This window comes from Aquabacterium sp. A08 (assembly GCF_011742065.1).
Genome location: NZ_JAAQQT010000550.1, coordinates 26,929 through 44,697 on the forward strand (window position 1 = coordinate 26,929; position 17,769 = coordinate 44,697).

Consider the following 17,769-nt stretch of genomic DNA (forward strand, 5'->3'; position numbering starts at 1 on the left):
TTGCAACTGCAACCGCACCATGCCCCTGGACGGGGCCGCCCTGGGCCAGGCCCTGGGGGAGGGGCCGCTGGCGGTGCACACCACCCTGTGCCGGCGCGAGGCCCCGGCCTTCCAGCGCGCCACCCGCAGCAGCGACGACCTCACCGTGGCCTGTACCCAGGAACAGCGCCTGTTCACCGAGCTGTCGGCGCAGACCGAGGGTGCGGTGCCGCTGGAGGCGCGCCCGATCCGCTTCGTCAACCTGCGCGAAACCGGCGGCTGGGGCCGCGAGGCCGCCCGGGCCACGCCCAAGATGGCGGCCCTGCTGGCCGCCGCGCGCCTGCCCGACCCGGAACCGGTGCCCACCGTGACCTACCGCAGCGCCGGGCGGCTGCTCATCATCGGGCCGCTGGACCGGGCCGAGGCCCTGGCCGCGCACCTGGACGACGCCTTGCAGGTCACCCTGTTCGCCACCGGCGGCGCCGGCCGCCAGGAGCGGCGCCACCCGGTGCTGGGGGGCGAGTTGCAGCGCGTCAGCGGCTGGCTGGGGGCCTTCAGCGTGGCCTGGTCGGAACAGAACCCCATCGCGTTGGACCTGTGCACCCGCTGCAACGCCTGCGTGGCGGCCTGCCCCGAGAGCGCCATCGGTCTGGACTACCAGGTCAATCTGGACGCCTGCCGCAGCCACCGCGACTGCGTGCGGGTGTGCGAAGCCCCCGGGGCCATCGACTTCCAGCGCGCTCCGGTGGCGCACGAGGACACCTTCGACCTGGTGCTGGACCTGCGGCCCCAGCCCGCTTTCACCCAGCACGCCTTGCCCCAGGGCTACCTGCACCTGCCGCCCCAGGCCGGCGCCGACGCCCAGCTCGCCGCGCTGCTGCAGCTGCGCGAACGGGTGGGGGAGTTTGAAAAACCCAAGTTCTTCCACTACCAGCAGCGGCTGTGTGCCCACGGCCGCAACGAGCGGGTGGGCTGCAACGCCTGCGTCGAGGTCTGCTCGGCCTCGGCCATCAGCAGCCAGCTGGCGCAGCAGCGCATCCAGGTCAACCCGCAGCTGTGCGTGGGTTGCGGCGCCTGCACCACGGTGTGCCCCACCGGCGCGCTGGGCTATGCCTACCCCAGCGCCGCGCACCAGGGTCGCACCTTGCGCACCCTGCTGTCCACCTACGCCCGCGCCGGCGGGCGCCACGCCGCACTGCTGCTGCACAGCCAGGGCGCCGGCCAGCAGCGGCTGCAGGACTGGGGCCGGGCCGCCCAGCTCGACCGCCAGTTGAACGGCGTGCCGGCCCGGGTGCTGCCGGTGGCCCTGTGGCACACCGCCAGCGTCGGGCTGGAGCTGTGGCTCAGCGCCATTGCCCAAGGCGCCAGCCAGGTCTGGTTGCTGACCACCGACGAGGAGGCCCCCGACTACCTGCGTGCCCTGCGCGAGCAGATGGACGTGGCCGAAGCCCTGCTGCAGGGCCTGGGCTACAGCGGCGAGCACTTCCGCCTGCTGCACGCGCGCGACGCCCGCGACCTGGCCGCGCTGGACGCCGCCGCCCAGGTGCCGCCCGCGGCCACGGTGCGCCAGCCCGCCACCTTTGCGGTGCAGGCCGACAAGCGCGCCACGCTCGAACTGGCGCTGGACCACCTGGTGCAGCAGTCGCCGCTGGCCACCCCCCCGGCGGCCATTGCCTTGCCGGCGGCCGGCGCCCCGCTGGGCACCGTCGAAGTGGACCGCGACGCCTGCACCCTGTGCCTGAGCTGCGTCAGCGCCTGCCCGGCCAACGCCCTGCAGGACAACCCGCAGGCGCCGCAGCTGCGCTTCGTCGAGAAAAACTGCGTGCAGTGCGGCCTGTGTGTGGGCACCTGCCCGGAAAACGCCCTGCGCTTGCAGCCCCGGCTGTGGCTGGACCCACAGCGCCGCCAGCCGCGTGTGGTCAACGAACAACCCGCCTACGGCTGCATCCGCTGTGGCACACCGTTCGGCACCCTCAAGGGGGTGGAGGCGATGCTCGCCCGGCTGTCGGGCCACCCGATGTTCCAGGGCGCCGCTGCCGACCGGCTCAAGATGTGCGGCGACTGCCGCGTCATCGACATCCACACCGGCCAGCAGCCCCGCATCACCGACCTTTGAACCCGCCCCCGCCATGACCCCCGAAATTCCCCTGCGCGCCACCCTGGACGAAGAAACCGCCCGCGCCGAGCTCTACGGCCTGCTGGCCGCGCTGTACTACGCCCCGCCCAGCCCGGCGCTGCTGGCCCAGTTGCGCGTGGCCGTGACCGAAGCGCCCAGCGCCGGCGGTTTTCTGGAGGAACCCTGGCGCGCCCTGGTGGCCAGCGCCCGGGCCCTGGGGGACGACGAGGTGGCGTCCGAGTTCCACGACCTGTTCGGCGGCGTCGGCAAGCCCGAGGTGTACCTGTTCGGGTCGCACTACCTCAGCGGCTTCCTGAACGAAAAACCGCTGGTGGCCCTGCGCCACGACCTGGCCGCGCTCGGCCTGGGCCGTGACGAGGCCATGCCCGAAACCGAAGACCACGTCGCCTTCCTGTGCGAGGTGATGCGCTTTCTCATCGCCGGGGACGACGTGGCGGTGTCGAACCTGACGCGGCAACAGGCCTTTTTTGCCCAGCACCTGCAGCCTTGGTTGCCGGCCCTGTGCGACGCCTTGCAGGCGCACCCCCGGGCCCGCTTTTACGCCGACCTGGCCGGCCTCACCCGCGCCCTGGTGTCGGTGGAGGCCCAGGGTTTCGACATGCTGGACTGAGGCGGCGGCCCGGGGCACCCGGCGTCAGCCGCGCCGGCCCGGCCGGCCGTCCTGGGTGCGCTCCTGGCTGGCCTCGGGCACCTGCGGTTCGGCCAGCAGCCGCACCCGGAACACCGCGCCCCGGCCGTCGGGCCGGTTCTCGGCCTCCAGCCGCCCGCCGTAGCGCTCCACCAGCCCCAGGCTGATCCACAGTCCCAGCCCGTTGCCGTCGTTCTTGGTGGTGAAAAACGGGCTGAACAGCCGCGCCCGCACCTCGGGCGTCAGGCCCGGGCCTTCGTCCTGCACCTCCAGCCAGGCCCCCGGCGCTGCGCCGGGCGTGGTCTGCCAGTCGCGCGTCACCAGCCGCAGTTCGCCGCCGGCCGGCATGGCCTGGATGGCGTTGATCATCAGGTTGATGACCACCTGCTGCAGTTCCTGCCGGTTGCAGGCCACCGGGGTCTGGGCCTGCAGGTCGCGTACCACCCGGATGCGGTGCTGTTGCAGCAGGTGCCCCACCAGCACCAGCGAGTCGGTGGTGGCCTGGTTCAGGTCCAGCGCGTCCACGTAGCCGGCGAATTCGGTCGGTCGGGCGTATTGCAGCAACTGGGTCACGATCAGGCGCATGCGCTCGACCTGCTCGTCCAGCAGTTGCAACTCGGCCCGCACCGGCGCGGCCTGCGGGCCCAGGGTTTCGCGCATCAGGTCCAGGTTGCCCTGGATCACCGCGATCGGGTTGTTGATCTCGTGCGCGATGCTGGCGGTGAGCTGGCCGATGGCCGCGAGCTTTTCCGACTTCACCAACTGCTGCTGCGCCTGCTGCAGCGAGGCGTTGCTCGCCTCCAGTTCGCGGGTGCGTTCGGCCACCTTGCGGTCCAGGGTGTCGCCCCAGTCGCGCAGGCGGCGGGTGTTGTCGTCCACCACGTCCAGCAACTGGTCCAGGTGGTTGGCCAGGGCGCCCAGCTCGTCGCGCGCCGGCACCGGCCCGACCCGGGCCGACGCCTCACCCAGCTCCACCCGGCGCATGGTCTGGTTCATCTGCTCCACCGGGCGGAAGATGCTGCGCGCCCAGCGCAGCGAGAACACCGCCGCCAGCGCCATCACCGCCAGGAAGATCAGCCCCATGACCGCCAGCATGCCGTAGCGCACCCAGCGGAAGGGCTGCTCCAGAAACCCCACGTAGAGCATGCCGATGCGGTCGCCCTGGGCGTCGAGCAGCGGTTGGTAGGCGCTGACGTACCAGTCGTTGACGACGAAGGCGCGGTCCAGCCAGGTCTGGCCGCGCGCCAGCACCGCTTCGCGCACCGCCTGCGACACCCTGGTGCCGATGGCGCGCTGGTCCTGGAACAGGCGCACGTTGGTGGTGATGCGCACGTCCTCCAGAAACAGCGTGGCCGTGCCCTGGCTGCCGAAGGGCAGCGAGCCGTCGGGGTAGACGATGCGGTTGATGTGGTCGATGAAGTCCAGGTTCTGGTTGAGCAGGGTGCCCCCGTGCAGCGTGGCCCACTGCCGGCCCTGCGCGTCGAGCACCGGCAGGCTGGCCAGCACCACCATGGCGCGGTCTTCCACCGGGCGGGTGGTGGGCAGGGCGTTGCGGGTGGGCACCAGCGGGATGTCCAGCCGCGCGCCCAGGTAGGGCGCGAGCTGGCGCAGCAGCGCCGGCGGCAGCAGCACCAGCCGGGCGGTGGAGCCGTCGCCCACCGACTGCGCCGGCAACCGCCCCAGGGCGTCCAGCCCGGCCGGCCCGGATTTGGGCGTGCGCCCGGTGTGGCGGGTGCTGCGTTCCAGCACCAGAAAGTCCAGCCCCAGGCGCTGGCGTTCGTTCAGCAGCAGGGTGTTGAGCGCGTCCAGGGGGGCGTCGGTGTCCGGTTCGTCGGAGCCGTGGCGCGGCAGCAGCAGCCGGGGCGGGGCCGCCTCCAGCGCCGAGACCGCCCCCACCAGCGCGTGCGAGCGCGCCACCCCGCGGGTGCCCGAGCCGACCTCGTGGAGCAGCTGCTGGAAATAACCGCTGGCCACGGCCAGGTCGGCCCGCACCTTGGTGATCAGCAGCCGGTCGTAGGCCACGTTGCTCCACAGCAGCAGCGCCAGCACCAGCAGCGGAAACACCACCGCCAGCGGCAGCAGCGCCATGGCCAGCAGCTTGTTGCGCACCGAGGCGGCCATCCAGGCCGGGGTGTGTAAGGGTCGCACGGCGCTGGCGGCTCAGGTGTCGGGGTGGTCGCGCTGGCCCCATTCGGCCACGCGCCGCTCCAGGGTGCGGCGCGACACGCCCAGCAGTTGCGCGGCGCGGGTCTTGTCGCCCTGCACCGACGCCAGCACCGCCTGGATGTGCTGCTTCTCCAGCGTCTGCAGGTCGGTCGGTCGCGGGCCACCGGCGGCGCGCGCGCTGCCCGGCATCGACGGGTACAGCGCCGACACGTTGAGCGCCCCCAGGATCAGCGAGCGTTCCACTAGGTTGCGCAGCTCGCGCACGTTGCCCGGCCAGTGGTAGTCGCGCAGCAGGGCCAGCTCCTCCGCGCGCGCCTCGATCGGCTCCACCCCCAGCACCGGCGCCAGCTCCAGCACAAAGTGGCGCAGCAGGTCGGGGATGTCGTCTTTGTGTTCGCGCAGCGGCTGCAGGGCGATGTCCACCACCTGCAGGCGGTAGTAGAGGTCGGCGCGGAAGCGGCCGGCGGCCACCTCGTCGCTCAGGCGCCGGTTGGTCGCGGCGACGATGCGCACGTCCACCGGCAGCAGCTGCTGGCTGCCCACCGGGCGGATCTGCAATTCCTCGATGGCGCGCAGCAGCATGGCCTGCACCGGCAGCGGCAGCTCGGCCACCTCGTCGAAAAACAGCGTGCCGCCCTGGGCGTAGTAGAACAGGCCGTCGCGGGCGTGGGTCTGGCCCTGGGCGGTGGCGCGGGTGTGGCCGAACAGCTCCATGGCCATGGCGTCGGGCGCCAGCGCGGCGCAGTTCACCGGCACGAAGGGCCCGGGCGCGCGCGGGCTGCGGGCGTGCAGCTGGCGCGCCACCAGCTCCTTGCCGGTGCCCGACTCGCCCTGCAGCAGCACGGTGCTGGGCATGGGCGCCACCCGTTCCACCGCGGCGCGCAGCCGGGCGGTGGCGTCGGAGCGGCCCACCAGCGGCGAGGTGCTGGGCCGCGGCAGGCGGGCGTTGCGCCGCAGCACGTAGTTTTCCCGGCGCAGCTGGGCCCGGTCGTAGCATTGCTTGATGGCGTTGAGGATTTGCGGGATGCGAAACGGCTTGAGGATGAAGTCCGACGCCCCGGCGCGCAGCGCCTCGATGGCGGTGTCCAGGTCGGCGAAGGCGGTGATCAGGATGACCTCGCCGCTATAGCCCTGTTCGCGCAGCTCCTTGAGCCAGGCCACGCCGTTCTTGCCCGGCAGGGAGATGTCCAGGATCACCAGGTCCACCCGTTGCGCCTGCATCCACTCGGCGCCTTCTTCGGCGCTGGCGGCGGTGGCCACCAGGCGGCAGCGCGGGGCCAGCACCTTGAGCAGGAAGTTGCGCATGCCCTGCTCGTCGTCCACCACCAGCATGGACCAGTGGGGCCAGCCGTCGGGGGTGGGCGCGGTGGCCGTACCGGCATCGGAAGGGGGGAGGGGAGCGTTCACAGCCCCGGATTCTACGGAAATTCCTTAACGGAATAGTCAACTATTTCGGTGATTTCCCTATGAACGCCGGGGCCTGGGCGGCACCGGGCGGCCTCTGGCGCGCGACAGTTTGTCGCCCGTCCGCGCGACAAAGCGGCGCCGGGCCGGCTGTCCAAAGCCTGGGCCTGAGCCCTTCCTCGGGCGGCGTGCTTCGGGCATCAGTGGGTGCTTATGGTCCGGGTCTTGCTTGGCTGTTGCCCGGGATGCAAACGCGCGCGGGCACCCCGGCATGGCCGGGGTCGGCACCGCGGCGGAACATGGGCTGGCACCGGTTGCCAGCGGCGGAGTGCGCACGTACAGTGACGCCTATGAAGCAAAACCCACACGGTCTGTGCCAGGGTTTGCGCGGTTACAGGAGACACCCATGACCCAGCCCACATCCCCCGCCATGAACCGCCGACGCCTCTTTGCCGGGGTCGGCACGGTCGGTGCCGTGGCGGCCGTCGCAGCGGTGGCGCCCCGCGTGGTGGCGCCCCAGCCCCCGGTGGCCGCCGCGGTGCGCCAGCCCCCCGCCCGGGGCGGTGGCTACACCGTGTCCGAGCACGTTCAGCGCTACTACCAGACCACCCGCGTCTGAGCGCATTGCGAACGCCGTGCCCTGGCCCTTGGCGCCGGGCGCCGCACCTTCCCACTTGTTCGTTCCGAGGCACAACCCCATGTTGCTGACCAAAAAATCGGCCCCCAGCGGGCGCACCGACCCGGCCGCCAGCGGCTTCGTCCACAGCCTGCGCCGCGGCTTTGCGCACGCGCTGCCCACCATGGACCGCCGCGCCTTCCTGCGCCGCTCCGGCCTGGGCGTGGGCGTCGGCCTGGCCGCGTCCCAGCTCACCCTGGTCAAGCCCGCCCGGGCGGCGGCCGGCGGCTCCATCGACGGCACCGGCAAGATCGAAGTCAAGCGCACCGTCTGCACCCACTGCTCGGTGGGCTGCGCGATCGATGCCGTGGTGGAAAACGGCGTCTGGACCCGGCAGGAGCCGGTGTTCGACTCCCCCATCAACCTGGGCGCGCACTGCGCCAAGGGCGCGTCCATCCGCGAACACGGCCACGGCGAATACCGCCTGCGCTACCCGATGAAGCTGGTCAACGGCAAGTACCAGCGCATCAGCTGGGACGAGGCCTACACCGAAATCGTGGCCAAGATGAACGCGCTGCGCGAGGCCAGCGGCCCCGACAGCGTGTACTTCGTCGGCTCGTCCAAGCACAGCAACGAACAGGCCTACCTGCTGCGCAAGTTCGTCAGCTTCTGGGGCACCAACAACTGCGACCACCAAGCGCGCATCTGCCACAGCACCACGGTGGCCGGCGTGGCGAACACCTGGGGCTACGGCGCCATGACCAACTCGTACAACGACATGCAGAACAGCAAGGTCGCCTTGTACATTGGCTCCAACGCCGCCGAAGCGCACCCGGTGTCCATGCTGCACATGCTGCACGCCAAGGAAACCGGCTGCAAGATGATCGTGGTGGACCCGCGCTTCACCCGCACCGCGGCCAAGGCCGACGAGTACGTGCGCATCCGCTCCGGCACCGACATCCCCTTCCTGTTCGGGGTGCTGTACCACATCTTCAAGAACGGCTGGGAAGACCAGCAGTACATCAACGACCGGGTGTACGGCATGGACGCGGTGAAAGCCGACGTGCTGGCCAAATGGACCCCGGACAAGGTGGAAGAGGCCTGTGGCGTGCCCGAGGCCCAGGTGGCCAAGGTGGCCCAGATGCTGCACGAGAACAGCCCCGGCACCATCGTCTGGTGCATGGGCCAGACGCAGCACACCATCGGCAACGCCATGGTGCGGGCTTCGTGCATCCTCCAGCTGGCGCTGGGCAACATCGGCAAGAGCGGCGGCGGCACCAACATCTTCCGCGGCCACGACAACGTGCAAGGCGCCACCGACGTGGGCCCCAACCCCGACTCGCTGCCCGGCTACTACGGCCTGGCCGCCGGTTCCTGGAAGCACTTCGCCGCCACCTGGGGCGTGGACTACGACTGGATCAAGTCCAAGTACGCCGAGGGCATGATGGAGAAGCCCGGCATCACCGTCTCGCGCTGGATCGACGGGGTGCTGGAAGCCAAGGAAGCGGTGGACCAGGGCTCCAACCTGCGCGGCGTGTTCTTCTGGGGCCACGCGCCCAACTCGCAGACGCGCGGCCTGGAAATGAAACGCGCCATGGACAAGCTGGACCTGCTGGTGGTGATCGACCCCTACCCATCGGCCACCGCCGCCATGGCGGCCATGCCCGGCAAGCCGGAAGACCTCAACCCCAACCGCACCGTCATCCTGCTGCCGGCCGCCACCCAGTTCGAAACCAGCGGTTCTTGCACCGCGTCCAACCGGTCCATCCAGTGGCGCGAAAAAGTCATCGAGCCGCTGTGGGAAAGCCGCACCGACCACATGATCATGTACCAGCTGGCGCAGAAGCTGGGCTTTGACAAGGAGCTGGTCAAGAACGTCAAGCTGCAGCAGGTCAAGGGCATGGACGAGCCGGTGCCCGAGGACATCCTGCGCGAAATCAACAAGTGCGTGTGGACCATCGGCTACACCGGCCAGAGCCCGGAGCGCCTCAAGGCCCACATGCGCCACATGAACGCCTTCGACATCAAGACCCTGAAGTGCAAAGGCACGGTGGTGGACCAGGCAACCGGCTACGACATGACCGGCGACTACTTCGGCCTGCCCTGGCCCTGCTACGGCACGCCAGAGATGAAACACCCGGGTTCGCCCAACCTGTACGACACCTCCAAGCACGTGATGGACGGTGGCGGTAACTTCCGCGCCAACTTCGGTGTCGAGAAAGACGGCGTGAGCCTGCTGGCCGCCGACGGTTCGCACTCGCTGGGCGCCGAAATCACCACCGGCTACCCGGAGCTGACCGACGAGTTGCTGAAAAAGGTTGGCTGGTGGGACGAGTTGAGCGACGAAGAAAAAGCCAAGGCCGAAGGCAAGAACTGGAAGACCGACCCGACCGGCGCCATGATGCGCGTGTTCATGAAGCACGGCTGCCACCCCTTCGGCAACGCCAAGGCGCGCGCCGTGGTGTGGAACTTCCCCGACGCCATCCCGCAGCACCGCGAGCCGATCTACGGCATCCGCCCCGACCTGGTGGCCAAGTACCCCAGCCACGACGACCAGAAGAACCGCTGGCGCCTGCCCATCCTCTACAAGACGCTGCAGCAGAAGAACGTGGACGACAAGGTGCACGAGAAGTACCCGCTGATCATGACCTCCGGGCGCCTGGTGGAGTACGAGGGCGGTGGCGAGGAAACCCGCTCCAACCCCTGGTTGGCCGAGTTGCAGCAGGAAATGTTCGTGGAAATCAACCCGGCCACGGCGGCCCAGCGCGGCATCCGCAACGGCGAGCGGGTGTGGGTGAGCACCCCCACCGGCGCGCGCATCAACGTGCAGGCGCTGGTGACACCGCGGGTGGATGCGCAGACGGTGTTCCTGCCGTTCCACTTCTCCGGTCGCTGGCAGGGGGTGGACCTGAAGGCGCATTACCCCGAGGGGGCGGCGCCCATCGTGCGCGGCGAGGCGGTCAACACCGCCACGACCTATGGTTACGACATCGTGACCATGATGCAGGAAACCAAAACCACCATCTGCAACGTCGAACGCGCATGACCCCCACGCTTTTCACTGCGTGTAATTCGCTGCCCCCCGAGGGGGCGCGTTTTCCCTTGGGGCGACCCGGCGGGAAAACCACCGTTAAGGAGACACCAACATGGCACGAATGAAATTTGTGTGTGACGCCGAGCGCTGCATCGAGTGCAACGGCTGCGTCACCGCCTGCAAGAACGAACACGAGGTGCCCTGGGGCGTGAACCGCCGCCGCGTGGTCACCCTCAACGACGGGGTGCCGGGCGAAAAGTCCATTTCGGTTGCGTGCATGCACTGCTCCGACGCGCCCTGCATGGCGGTGTGCCCGGTGCAGTGCTTCTACCGCACCGACGAAGGCGTGGTGCTGCACGACAAGGATGTGTGCATCGGCTGCGGCTACTGCAGCTACGCCTGCCCGTTCGGCGCGCCGCAGTTCCCCAGCCAGGGCACCTTCGGTGTGCGCGGCAAGATGGACAAGTGCACCTTCTGCGCCGGCGGCCCCGAGGCCAACGGCAGCCAGGCCGAGTTCGAGAAATACGGCCGCAACCGCCTGGCCGAAGGCAAGCTGCCCGCCTGCGCCGAGATGTGCTCCACCAAGGCCCTGCTGGCCGGTGACGGCGACGTGGTCGCCGACATCTTCCGCACCCGGGTGGTGCAGCGCGGCAAGGGTGCCGAAGTCTGGGGCTGGGGCACCGCCTACGGCAGCCAGTCGACCGCGAAAGGGGCCTGACCATGCCAGCACTGCGCACCTTCACCACCGCCGCGGCACTGGCCGCTGCCGCCCTGCTGCTCACGGCCTGTGGCGAGAAGCCGCAGGGCATGGGCGGCATCAAGTCCGACAGCCCGCCCAGCACCGGCGTGGGCGCCAGCCAGTACGCGGCCCCCGGCTGGAAGGCCGGCGACGCCAACGGCTGGCAGCAACAGCTGCGTGCCCGTGCCCAGTACGGCCAGAACGAATACAGCCGCGCCACGGCGGCGCAGTGAGGAGGCTCCCCATGACCGGCTCCCCCACCTTGCGCGCCGCCCGGCACTGGCTGGCCGGCGCCGGCCTGGCTTTCGGGCTGGCCCTGGCCGGCGGCTGGGCCCAGGCCCAGACCGCCCCGGTCGCTCCAGCCGACGCAGCCGCCACGCCCGTGGCGGCCCCTGGCGGCATCCAACACGGCAACATCCTGGCCATCACCGACGCCGCCAGCCAGCCCGGCTACGCCGAACAGACCAACGCGCAGCGGCGCGAGGTGCAGCCCGGCAACAACGCCCCCATGTGGCGCGAGGTGGGCAAAGGCACGACCGGCGTCACCAACTTCCCCTACCCGGAATACGGCACCCTGATCCAGCCCTTTGTGCAGTACCCGGGCTCCTCTTACACCAACGCCGGCGAGGCCTGGCGCCAGGTGCGCAACCAGCTCATCCTGCCCTACGGTGGCTCGCTAATGCTGATCGTGCTGGTGGCCATCGGCATCTTCTACGCCAGCAAGGGCACGCTGAAGCTGCATGGCGCCGAAACCGGGCGCCAGATCGAGCGTTTCACCGCCTTCGAGCGCGCCGCCCACTGGGTCAACGCCATCGCGTTCGTGGCGCTGGCGGTGTCGGGCATCGTCATGGCGTTCGGGCAGTTCTTCCTGCTGCCGGTCATCGGCAGCACGCTGTTCGGCTGGCTCACCTACGCGCTCAAGAACCTCCACAACTTCACGGGCCCGCTGTTCGCGGTGTCGCTGGTGGTGGTCATCCTCACCTTCGTGAAGGACAACCTGCCCCGCCAGGAGGACCTCACCTGGCTGCTCAAAGGCGGCGGCCTGCTGGGGGGGCACGAGGTGCCGTCGCACCGCTTCAACGCCGGCGAGAAGGTGCTGTTCTGGGGCGGGGTGTTCCTGTTCGGGCTGTTGGTGGTCGCGTCGGGCCTGGTGCTGGACAAGGTCGTCCCCGGCCTGGCCTACCTGCGCGCCGACATGCAGATCGCCCACATGGTCCACGCCAGCGCGGCGGTCGTCATGATGGTGATGTTCATGGGCCACATCTACATGGGCACGGTGGGCATGCAGGGCGCCTACAGCGCCATGAAGACCGGCTACGTGGACGAAACCTGGGCCAAGGAGCACCACGAGCTGTGGTACGACGACATCCAGGCCGGCAAGATCCCGGCGGTGCGCAGCGCCCAGGCGCCGGCCGGCGGTGCGGGCGTCCCTGCCACCGGCAAGGCCTGAGCCGGCGTGGCCGGTCGGGTCTTCGGCTCCGTGATATGGTGAACGCATGCTGCTGACCGAGCCCCGCCACGCCGCTTTCCAGGCCCCCTTGCCCCGCTTGACCGCGGCCCAGGCCCCGCTGACGCGCGAGGTGCGCGTGGTCAACGAATTTGGGGAGTCGCGCGACATCGCCATCCCGGCCGAGCGCGACCTGACGGTGTACGTGGACAAGCGCGAACTGGTCACGCTGATGACGCTGGGCGCCCACCCCGAATGGCTGGTGCTGGGTTACCTGCGCAACCAGCGCCTGGTGCGCTCGGTGCACGACATCGAGTCCATCACCGTGGACTGGGAGGTGGGCGCGGCGTCGGTCAAGACGCGGGCCGGCATCGACGGCATCGAGGCGCGCACGGCGCGCCGCGTCGTCACCACCGGCTGCGGCCAGGGCAGCGTGTTCGGCGGCCTGATGGACGAAATCGACCAGATCGCCCTGCCGCCCGAGGCGCGGCTGCGCCAGTCCGACCTCTACGCCATGCTCAAGGCCATCCGCGAGCGCGATTCGGTCTACAAGTCGGCCGGCTCGGTGCACGGCTGCGCGCTGTTCCGCGGCAGCGAGCTGCTGGTGTTCGTGGAGGACGTGGGCCGCCACAACGCGGTGGACACCATCGCCGGCTGGATGTGGCTGCAGGACCCCGCCGCCATGGACGGCGCCGACAAGGCCTTCTACACCACCGGGCGGCTGACCAGCGAGATGGTCATCAAGTCCGCCCAGATGGGGGTGCCGGTGGTGGTCTCGCGCAGCGGCACCACGCAGATGGGTCTGGCCGTGGCCGAGCGCGTGGGCCTGTGCGCCGTGGGTCGGGCGACCCACCAGCGCTTTTTGTGTTTCACCCACCCGCAACGCCTGTGGCGCGACGTGGAGCCGCCGCGCCCGCCCCAGGCGGTGGCGCCTCAGACCACCTCCAGGTAACGCGCCAGCTCCCAGTCGGTGACGGCGCGCTGGTGGCGGTCGCATTCCCAACGGCGCGTCTGCACAAAGTGGGTCACGAAGGCGCTGCCCAGCAGGTCGCGCGCCAGCGTGGAGCGGTCCAGCCGCTCGGTCGCCTGTTCCAGGCTGCGCGGCAGGCTGGCCTGGGCGCTCTGCCGCACCACCTCGTCCAGGTCCAGCCCTTGGCGGATGCCGTGCAGCCCCGATGCGATGGCCGCCGCCAGGGCCAGGTAGGGGTTGGCGTCGGCCCCGGGCGTGCGGGTTTCCAGCCGCAGCGACCGCGGCCCGCCCGGCACCACGCGCAAGGCGGCGTGCCGGTCGTCCACACCCCAGCTGGGCTGCACCGGCGCCAGCATGCCGGGCACCAGCCGCTTGTAGCTGTTGACGAAGGGCGCGTACAGCGCGCACAGCTCGGGCAGGGCCTGCAGCTGGCCGGCAATGTACTGGCGCAGCGTGGCGCTCAGGCCCTGGGGGGCGGACGGGTCGTGGAACAGGTTGCGGTGGTCGCGCCACAGGCTCTGGTGCAGGTGCTGGCCGCAGCCGCCGTAGGCGGTCGACCACTTGGCCATGAAGGTGCTCAGCAGCCCGTGCGGGCGGCCAATTTCGCGCACCGCCTGCTTGAACAGCACGGCCCGGTCGGCCATGGCCAGGGCCTCGCCGTGGCGCAGCGCCACCTCCAGGTTGCCGGGGCCGGCCTCGGTGTGCAGGGCTTCCAGGGGAAGGTCGGCCTGCGGCAGCCAGCGGAACAGGTCGTTGACAAAGCCCTTGACCGCGTCCACCCGGAAGGGCGAGTAGTTGCTCACCGCCTCGGTGCCGGTGCGCAGCTGCCGAAAACCCTTGTCGCGCACGCTGCGCTCGGTTTCCTGCAGCACGAACCACTCGAACTCCACCCCCACCTGCACGCTCAGGTCCATGCGCTGGGCCTCGGCCAGCACGCGTTGCAGCACCTGGCGCGGGCAGATCGGCAGCGGCGTGCCGTCGGGCTGCAGGTGCTCGCCGATCAGCACCCAGCGCCCCTCGTCCCAGGGCAGTTGCCGCGCCGTGGCCGGGTCCAGCCGCAGGCCGATTTCGCCCAGCGCGGTGCCCAGGCCGGCAAAGTCCACGCCGTGCTGGTAGAGGTCGTCGGCCACGTCCCAGCCGAACACCGCGCTCGCGATGGTGCCGCCCTGCACCAGCAGGTCGGCCATGCGTTCGCCCGAGAGGGTCTTGCCGCGGCAGAGCCCGTCGAGGTCGGTGACGAAGAAGCGCGCGTGCGTGGCCGCGCGCAACTGCTGCTCCAGCGGCGAATGGGGAGTGGGGGGCGTCATGCGGCCATTGTGCCGGCCCGGCCCTGGCCTGGGGGTGCCACTGGCCGGGTCCCGGGCGGGGCCGGCTGGCGGTAGGATACGGCCCATCCACCCTGACACCCCCGGGCCCAGAGCCCGCCCTGCCATGACACCCCAAGTCCACCTGATCGAGCACCCGCTGGTGCAGCACAAACTCACCCTGATGCGCCGCAAGGACACCAGCACCAAGAGCTTTCGCCAGCTGGTGCACGAGCTCAGCGCGCTGCTGGCCTACGAGGTCACGCGCGACATGCCGATGCAGGAAGTCGAGATCGACACCCCGCTGGAGCGCACCACCGGCCGCGTCATCGACGGCAAGAAGATCGTGCTGGCCTCCATCCTGCGCGCGGGCAATGGCTTTCTGGACGGCATGCTGGAGGTGCTGCCCAGCGCCCGCGTCGGCCACATCGGTCTGTTCCGCGACCCGAACACCCTGCAGGCGGTGGAGTACTACTTCAAGATGCCCTCGGGCATGGAAGAGCGCGACGTGATCGTGCTCGACCCGATGCTGGCCACCGGCAACTCGGCGGTGGCGGCGGTGGACCGGCTCAAGGCCTGCCAGCCGCGTTCGCTGCGCTTCGTCTGCCTGGTCACCTGCCCCGAAGGCCTGGCCACCTTCCACCGGCACCACCCCGACGTGCCGGTGTACACCCCGGCGGTGGACCGCGGCCTGAACGAGCACGGCTACATCGTGCCCGGCCTGGGCGACGCCGGCGACCGCATTTTCGGCACCAAATAAGGCCCGCAAGCCCCGGCGCCGGTGCCGGATTGGGGTTTGCGCTAACCTCCAGCCCATGAACGCTGTGTCTGCAAGTTTCTGGGCCATCGGCTGGCGTGCGCTGCGGCGCGACGGGCGCGCTGGCGAATTGCGCGTGCTGGTGCTGGCCATCGCCCTGGCGGTGGCGGCGCTGACCGCGGTGGGCTTTTTCGCCGACCGCCTGCAAAACGGCCTGGCCCGCGACGCGCGCCAGCTCATCGGCGGCGACGCCGTGCTGCGCAGCGACCAGCCTGCCCCCGCCGCCTTCGCCGAACAGGCCCGTGCGCTGGGCCTGCAGACCACCGAACACGTGAGCTTCCCCACCATGGGCCGGGCCGACGACGCCCACGGCGGCGTCGCGCGCCTGGTGGCGCTCAAGGCCGTGGCCGACGGTTACCCCCTGCGCGGCCAGCTGCGCGTGGCCGCCGCGCCGGGCGAGGCCGGCCAGCCCACCGCTGCCGTGCCCACCCCCGGCACCGCCTGGGTGGACGAGCCCTTGCTGGCGGCGCTGGACCTGCGGCTCGGCGACACCCTGTGGCTGGGCGACCGCGCGTTCCGGCTGGCGCGCCTGATCGTCGTCGAACCCGACCGCGGCGCCGGCTTCATGAGCTTCGCCCCGCGGGTGATGATCCACCGCGACGACCTGCCCGCCACCGGCCTGGTGCAGCCCGCCAGCCGCCTGAGCTATCGTCTGGCCGTGGCCGGCCCCGACGCGGCGGTGCAGCGCTACACCGCCTGGGCCGAGGCCGAGCTGGCCCGGCCCACCGTGCGTGGTGTGCGGCTGGAGTCGTTCGAGTCCGGCCGACCCGAGATGCAGCAGACGCTGGGCCGCGCGGAAAAATTCCTCAACCTGGTGGCTCTGCTGGCGGCGTTGTTGAGCGCGGTGGCCGTCGCCATCGCCGCGCGGGTGTACGCCGGCCGCCACCTGGACGACTGCGCCATGCTGCGCGTGCTGGGGCTGTCGCAGGGCACCATGGCCCGGGCCTACACTTTCTCATTCGTGCTGGTGGGCGGGCTGGCCGGGGCCCTGGGCGTGGCCCTGGGCTACGCGGTGCACCACGGCTTTGTCTGGCTGCTGGCCGGCCTGGTGCAAGCCGACCTGCCGCCGCCCAGCCTGTGGCCGGCGGTGTTCGGCCTGGGCGTGGGCCTGACCCTGATGCTCGCCTTTGGCCTGCCGCCGGTGCTGCAACTGGCCCAGGTGCCGCCGCTGCGCGTCATCCGGCGCGAGGTCGGCAACCTCAAGCCCGCCTCGCTGGCGGTGCTGGGTCTGGGGGCCGCCGGCTTCGCCGTGCTGCTGCTGGCGGTCAGCCGCGACGCCACCCTGGGCCTGATCGCCGTCGGCGGCTTTGCCGCGGCTGTGGCGCTGTTCGCGGCCGTCAGCTACGGCGCGGTGCGCCTGCTGCGGGCGCTGGTCAACGAAACCACTGCGCCGCGCTGGCTGCGGCTGGCCACCCGCCAGCTGTGTGCCCGCCCGGCCTACGCGGTGGTGCAGGTCAGCGCCCTGTCGGTCGGCCTGCTGGCGCTGGTGCTGCTGGTGCTGCTGCGCACCGACCTGATCCGCAGCTGGCAGCAGGCCACCCAGCCCGACGCGCCCAACCGCTTCGTCATCAACATCCAGCCCGAGCAGGCCCAGCCCTTCCAGGCCACCCTGCGCGAGCAGGGCGTGGCGCGCTACGACTGGTACCCCATGATCCGCGGGCGGCTGGTGGCCATCAACGGCCGCACCGTGGTGCCCGAAGACTTCCCCGGCGACCGCGCCCAGCGCCTGGTGGACCGCGAATTCAACCTGTCGCACAGCGCCGAACTGCCCCCGCACAACCCGGTGGTGGCCGGGCGCTGGGCGCCCGACGAGGCCGGTGCCATCAGCGTCGAGGACGGCCTGGCCCAGACCCTGGGGCTGAAGCTGGGCGACCGGCTGACCTTCGACATCGCCGGCCAGCCGGTGGAGTCCACCCTCACCAGCCTGCGCAAGGTGGACTGGGGCTCGATGCGGGTCAACTTCTTTGCCATGTTCCCGGTGGCGCAGATGCCCGGCGTGCCGCTCACCTACATCAGCGCCTACCGCGCTCCGGCCACGCCGGGGTTCGACAACGCGCTGGTGCGCGCCTACCCCAACGTCACCAACGTCGACATGAGCAGCACCCTGGCCCAGGTGCAGCGGGTGCTGGACCAGGTGATCCGGGCGGTGGAATTCCTGTTTGCCTTCACCCTGGCCGCCGGGTTGGTGGTGCTGTTCGCCGCCATCACCGCCACCCGCAGCCAGCGCGAACGCGAGTTCGCCATCCTGCGGGCGGTGGGGGCGCAGTCGTCGTTGCTCCGGCAGGTGCAGCGGGCCGAGCTGGTGGGGGTGGGTCTGCTGGCGGGGCTGCTGGCGTCGCTGGTGGCGGTGGCGGTGGGCTGGGCGCTGGCGCGCTACGCCTTCGAGTTCAGCTGGAACGCCTCGCCCTGGGTGCCGCTGGCCGGCGCGGCGGCCGGCGCGTTGCTGGCGCTGGCCGCCGGCTGGTGGGGGCTGCGTGGCATCCTGCGCACGCCGGTGGTGGCCACCCTGCGCCAGGCCGCCGACTGAC

13 protein-coding genes are annotated in these 17,769 nt (G+C 70.8%); 10 read left to right on the forward strand and 3 right to left on the reverse strand.

The window, feature by feature from the left end:
* Window positions 1-19: 19 nt before the first annotated feature.
* Window positions 20-2,095 (forward strand): 4Fe-4S dicluster domain-containing protein, encoded by a 2,076-nt coding sequence (locus tag HA630_RS05185; RefSeq protein WP_166833016.1) that lies wholly within the window; start codon window positions 20-22, stop codon window positions 2,093-2,095.
* A 13-nt stretch (window positions 2,096-2,108) separates the two neighbouring features.
* Window positions 2,109-2,726 (forward strand): molecular chaperone, encoded by a 618-nt coding sequence (locus tag HA630_RS05190; protein WP_166832964.1) that lies wholly within the window; start codon window positions 2,109-2,111, stop codon window positions 2,724-2,726.
* A gap of 24 nt (window positions 2,727-2,750) precedes the next feature.
* On the opposite strand, the gene HA630_RS05195 is transcribed toward HA630_RS05190, so the two are convergent.
* Together HA630_RS05195 and HA630_RS05200 are read right to left on the reverse strand one after the other, a co-directional pair.
* Window positions 2,751-4,892: a cache domain-containing protein gene (locus HA630_RS05195; protein WP_371809202.1), complete on the reverse strand. Its 2,142-nt coding sequence runs from the start codon at window positions 4,890-4,892 to the stop codon at window positions 2,751-2,753.
* Between the two features lie 12 nt (window positions 4,893-4,904).
* Window positions 4,905-6,317 carry a sigma-54-dependent transcriptional regulator gene (locus HA630_RS05200; RefSeq protein WP_371809203.1) on the reverse strand — a complete coding sequence of 471 codons (1,413 nt, stop codon included), beginning with the start codon at window positions 6,315-6,317 and terminating at the stop codon, window positions 4,905-4,907.
* Window positions 6,318-6,720: 403 nt separating this feature from the next.
* Between HA630_RS05200 and HA630_RS05205 the strand changes: the two genes are divergently transcribed.
* The 6 genes from HA630_RS05205 (at window position 6,721) to HA630_RS05230 (ending at window position 13,102) form a co-directional block, all read left to right on the forward strand.
* On the forward strand, window positions 6,721-6,933 hold the full coding sequence (locus HA630_RS05205; RefSeq protein WP_166832966.1) for a formate dehydrogenase: 213 nt from the start codon (window positions 6,721-6,723) through the stop codon (window positions 6,931-6,933).
* A gap of 79 nt (window positions 6,934-7,012) precedes the next feature.
* Entirely contained in the window at window positions 7,013-9,976 is a 2,964-nt protein-coding gene (locus HA630_RS05210; RefSeq protein WP_166832968.1) for a formate dehydrogenase subunit alpha, read from the forward strand.
* Window positions 9,977-10,076: 100 nt separating this feature from the next.
* Window positions 10,077-10,682, forward strand: a complete 606-nt coding sequence (fdh3B, locus tag HA630_RS05215) for a formate dehydrogenase FDH3 subunit beta (protein WP_166832970.1) — start codon at window positions 10,077-10,079, stop codon at window positions 10,680-10,682.
* A gap of 2 nt (window positions 10,683-10,684) precedes the next feature.
* On the forward strand, window positions 10,685-10,936 hold the full coding sequence (locus tag HA630_RS05220; protein ID WP_166832972.1) for a hypothetical protein: 252 nt from the start codon (window positions 10,685-10,687) through the stop codon (window positions 10,934-10,936).
* Between the two features lie 11 nt (window positions 10,937-10,947).
* Entirely contained in the window at window positions 10,948-12,153 is a 1,206-nt protein-coding gene (locus tag HA630_RS05225) for a formate dehydrogenase subunit gamma (protein ID WP_166832974.1), read from the forward strand.
* A 46-nt stretch (window positions 12,154-12,199) separates the two neighbouring features.
* Window positions 12,200-13,102 carry a formate dehydrogenase accessory sulfurtransferase FdhD gene (locus tag HA630_RS05230; protein WP_166832976.1) on the forward strand — a complete coding sequence of 301 codons (903 nt, stop codon included), beginning with the start codon at window positions 12,200-12,202 and terminating at the stop codon, window positions 13,100-13,102.
* Here the strand turns inward: HA630_RS05230 and HA630_RS05235 are convergent.
* Window positions 13,084-14,427 (reverse strand): glutamine synthetase family protein, encoded by a 1,344-nt coding sequence (locus HA630_RS05235; RefSeq protein ID WP_166832978.1) that lies wholly within the window; start codon window positions 14,425-14,427, stop codon window positions 13,084-13,086. The genes HA630_RS05230 and HA630_RS05235 overlap by 19 nt on opposite strands.
* A 124-nt stretch (window positions 14,428-14,551) precedes the next feature.
* On the opposite strand from HA630_RS05235, the gene upp reads away from it, so the two are divergent.
* Window positions 14,552-15,184, forward strand: coding sequence for a uracil phosphoribosyltransferase (upp, locus tag HA630_RS05240; protein ID WP_166832980.1), 633 nt, complete (start codon window positions 14,552-14,554; stop codon window positions 15,182-15,184).
* A 55-nt stretch (window positions 15,185-15,239) separates the two neighbouring features.
* Window positions 15,240-17,768, forward strand: a complete 2,529-nt coding sequence (locus HA630_RS05245; protein ID WP_208299973.1) for an ABC transporter permease — start codon at window positions 15,240-15,242, stop codon at window positions 17,766-17,768.
* Window position 17,769: the final 1 nt, after the last annotated feature.